The sequence below is a fragment of the Nostocoides sp. genome, assembly GCF_035343835.1.
GTDB lineage: Bacteria > Actinomycetota > Actinomycetes > Actinomycetales > Dermatophilaceae > Nostocoides_A > Nostocoides_A vanveenii.
In genome coordinates this window covers 1-3,862 of record NZ_DAOQZV010000208.1, presented here as the reverse complement: position 1 = coordinate 3,862, position 3,862 = coordinate 1, and the positions used below count along the sequence as shown (strand labels likewise).

3 protein-coding genes are annotated in these 3,862 nt (G+C 69.4%); all 3 read left to right on the top strand.

Annotated elements, in window-relative coordinates:
• The first annotated feature begins 401 nt into the window (after nt 1-401).
• Nucleotides 402-1,181 carry an electron transfer flavoprotein subunit beta/FixA family protein gene (locus PKH97_RS12935; RefSeq protein ID WP_324387907.1) on the top strand — a complete coding sequence of 260 codons (780 nt, stop codon included), beginning with the start codon at nt 402-404 and terminating at the stop codon, nt 1,179-1,181.
• A 46-nt stretch (nt 1,182-1,227) separates the two neighbouring features.
• Entirely contained in the window at nt 1,228-2,190 is a 963-nt protein-coding gene (locus tag PKH97_RS12930; protein WP_324387905.1) for an electron transfer flavoprotein subunit alpha/FixB family protein, read from the top strand.
• A 116-nt stretch (nt 2,191-2,306) separates the two neighbouring features.
• Nucleotides 2,307-3,862, top strand: a 1,556-nt coding sequence (locus PKH97_RS12925) for an acyl-CoA dehydrogenase family protein (protein WP_324387904.1), incomplete at its 3' end; no start/stop codon positions are given.

Here is a 3,862-nt window from a genome sequence, read left to right as displayed (position 1 = left end):
TGCGCACGCATGGCAAGCACCGCCCGCACGAGGTAGGCCCGGGGCCGAAATCAAGCGCGTCCGGCATGTGGTCACCGATAACGGTGCTGTACTCCCCGAGCACACGCCAACGCGCGGCGGGCCGGGACGGCAGGCCACGGCATACGGGCGGCTCGTCGGGTTGACCATCAACTCGATTGCGCCCGAATGCATTGCCGCGCAACCACTTTCATGCCAAAAGGGCGCTACCCCGCGACTGACACGCTCTAAGCAAGCGCTTGCTGAGTGACGCACTGTACAGCCCCGCAGGTGTCCAGACGGCAGGACGCACTTCCGGCACGCGAGTAGCGTCGATTGCAACGCAACCGGCGACGAAGCCGAGGGCGCTCAACCAGCAGGACAGCCGAATACAAGGGGCCTAGATGAAGATCGTCGTGCTCGTGAAGTACGTGCCAGAATCCACCGCTGTCTGGAAGTTCGGACCCGACCTGACCCTCGATCGTGCGGGCATCGAAGGGCACCTCTCCGAGCTCGACGAGTATGCCGTGGAGCAAGCCGTGCGCCTCGTCGAAGGCGGCGCCTCGGCCGAGGTCACCGTCCTGAGCGTCGGGCCAGCTCAAGCCCGCGAGGCCCTGATGAAGGCGCTCGCAATGGGCGCCGGCCAGGCCGTCCACGTCATCGACGACGGCATCCACGGGAGCGACGCTCTCGGCACCTCGCTCGTGCTGGCCAAGGCCCTGGAGAAGATCGGCTACGACCTGGTCCTGACCGGCATGGCCTCCACCGACGCCGAGATGTCGGCCATGCCGTCGATGGTCGCCGAACGCCTGGGCGCGAACCAAGCCACCTTCGCCAAAACCATTGCGCTGGAAGGCGAAAGCGTCAAGACCACCCGCGACGGCGACACGGCCAGCCTCGAGGTGACCACCGCCTTGCCGGCCGTCGTCTCCATCACCGACCAGAGCGGTGAAGCCCGCTACCCGGCCTTCCGGCAGATCATGATGGCCAAGAAGAAGCCCTTCGAGACGCTCTCCCTCGCCGACCTCGGCATCGAGCCGGCCCTCGTCGGCGCGGGCGCTGCCGCCGTGCAGGTCCGCGCGATCGCCCCGGCCCCGCCGCGCGCCGCCGGCACCGTCATCACCGACGACGGCACCGGAGCCGCCCAACTCGCCGACTTCCTCGCCGCTCGCGGCCTCCTCTGACCGACTCTCTCGGCGACCGCCGCTCAAGCTGCAAAGGAAACCCCACGTGTCCACCGTTCTCGTCCTCGCCGACGTCACCCCCACCGGTGTCCGCAATGCCACCCTCGAACTGCTCACCGCCGCGCGCGCGCTCGGTGAGCCCGCCGCGGTGGTCTGCGGTCCGGTCGCCGATGACGTCACCGCCGCTCTCGGCGCTCATGGTGCCGCCACGGTCTACAGCATCACTGCCGACGCCATCGACGACTTCCTCGCCGTGCCCAAGGTCGACGCCCTCGCCGCCGTGGCCGCGCAGACCAGCCCAACCGCCGTCCTGATCACCTCCGGCCCTGAGGGCAAGGACATCGCGGCTCGCCTCGCCGTACGCCTCGACTCGGGCCTGGTCAGCGACGCCACCTCGGTCGCCCTCGAGGCCGGCCAGGTCGTCGCGACCCAGTCGATCGTCTCCGGCGCCTACCACGCCACCAGTGTCGTGACCCGCGGACCGGCCGTGATCACCATGCGCCCCAACACAATTGCGGCGACCGAAGCACCCTCGGCCACCGCGGTCGAGGCCGTGGCCGTCGACCTCAGCGCCACCGCCAAGGGCGCGGCGATCACCGCCCGCAACCCCAAAGGCAGCACCGGCCGACCCGACCTGACCGATGCCGCGACCGTCGTCGCCGGTGGTCGCGGCGTGGGCTCACCGGAGGGTTTCGCCGTCATCGATCAACTCGCCGACGCCCTCGGCGGCGCGGTCGGGGCCACCCGCGCGGTCACCGACCTCGGCTGGGCCGGGCACGACATCCAGGTCGGCCAGACCGGCAAGACCGTTGCCCCCGCTCTGTATGTCGCGGCGGGCGTCAGCGGCGCCATCCAGCACCGTGCGGGGATGCAGTCGAGCAAGACCATCGTCGCCGTCAACAAGGACGCCAACGCCCCGATCTTCGCCATCGCCGACTTCGGTGTCGTGGGCGACCTGCACCAAATCCTCCCCGCACTTGTCGACGAGATCGGCAAGCGACGCGGCTGACGCCCAGTACCGCACCGTGGCCCGGCCGGAGCCGGCCGGCCCCGGGCGGCACCGCTGCACGACCGGCAGCGGCACCCAGACCACACCACCCCGACGCCCCGACCCGAGGAATACCCATGACTGACACCCCCACCACTGGCCACGTCGGCGGCGCCGGACTCGACTTGCCGACGCTGAAGATGATGATCGAGGCGCTCGGCGACTTCGTCGACGAGGCCCTGCCGCCACAGCTCGTCCTCGATCTGGATCATGAGGACACCTGCCCGGAGGACATCGTCCGGGCTATGTCCGACCCCGACACCCTCGGCGTCCAGCTCGTCTTCATTCCCGAGACGTATGGCGGCATGGACGGCGGCGCCTTCGACAGCTACCGCGTCTGTGAAGCCATGGGGCGCAAGGACATTGGCCTCGCCACTGCCGTCTTCGCCACCTTCCTCGGCTCCGACCCGATCGTCGTGGGGGCGACCGAGGAGCAGAAGCAGGAGTGGCTCGGCGCGATCGCCGAGCAGGGCGTCGTCTTCGCCTATGGCGCCACCGAGCCGGAAGCCGGCTCCGACCTCGGGGCGATGACCACCACCGCGGAACCGATCTTCGGTGAAGACGGCGAGATCACCGCATACCGGATCAATGGTCGCAAGCAGTGGATCTCCAACGGCTCGATCGCCGACTTCTCCACGATCCTTGCCGCGACGCCGGAGGGCCCGACCTGGTTCGTCGTCCCGAAGGACACCCCCGGCTTCAGCGCCGGGCCGCCGGAGGACAAGCACGGGCTGCGCCTGTCCAACACCGCGCCCCTCTTCCTCGACGACGTCGTCGTCCCGGCCCACAATCTGATCGGTACCGAGCCGGGCAAGGGCCTGATCCAGGCGCAGCAGGTCTTTGGTTACACCCGGTTGATGGTTGCCGCCTTCGGGCTCGGTGGCGGCTGGGAGGCACTGGATCGCGCAATCGCCTACTCCAAGGAGCGCATCCAGGGCGGCGGCCCGCTTGCGGAGAAGCAGGGCTTCACCCACAAGCTGATCGTCCCGCACGCTGTTCGCCTCGAAGCGGCGCGCGCATTCATGGAGGACACGGCTGACAAGATCGACCGCGGGCTCGGCGAGAACGGCGCCATGAACACCGAGGGCGCGATCGCGAAATACCTTGCGACAGAAGCGGGTAACGCCGCCGCCGACGCCGCCATCCAGGCCCACGGCGGCTACGGCTACACCCGGCCGTATGTCGTGGAGAAGATCCGCCGCGATGTGCGCATCACCACGATCTATGAGGGCACCTCCGAGATCATGGAGATGACCATCGCGCGTGACCGGTGGCAGTTGCACCTCAAGAGCCTCGGCCGCCGTTACACGGATCTCGCGTCCCAACTCGACGCCCTGCACGCCCAGAAGAGCGACGTCGGAGCCGGCATCGCGGCGCTCGCCGCACGCTCGATGGCCGCGGTGCTCGAGGCGTGCAAGGTGGGGCGGCTGACGCGCAGCCAGCACGTGCTCTTCCGGCTCGGCGAACTGATCGCCTACACCGAGGGCGCGGCCGTCTTCGCCCAGGCCGCCGCCGCCGCGCAGGACGGCACGCGCCACGCGAAGAACCCCGGCCGGTTCGACGGGGCCGCGACCAGCGCTATGTCACGGGTGTATGCCCGGGAAGCCGCGCAGCGCGTCGCGCTCGACGGCCC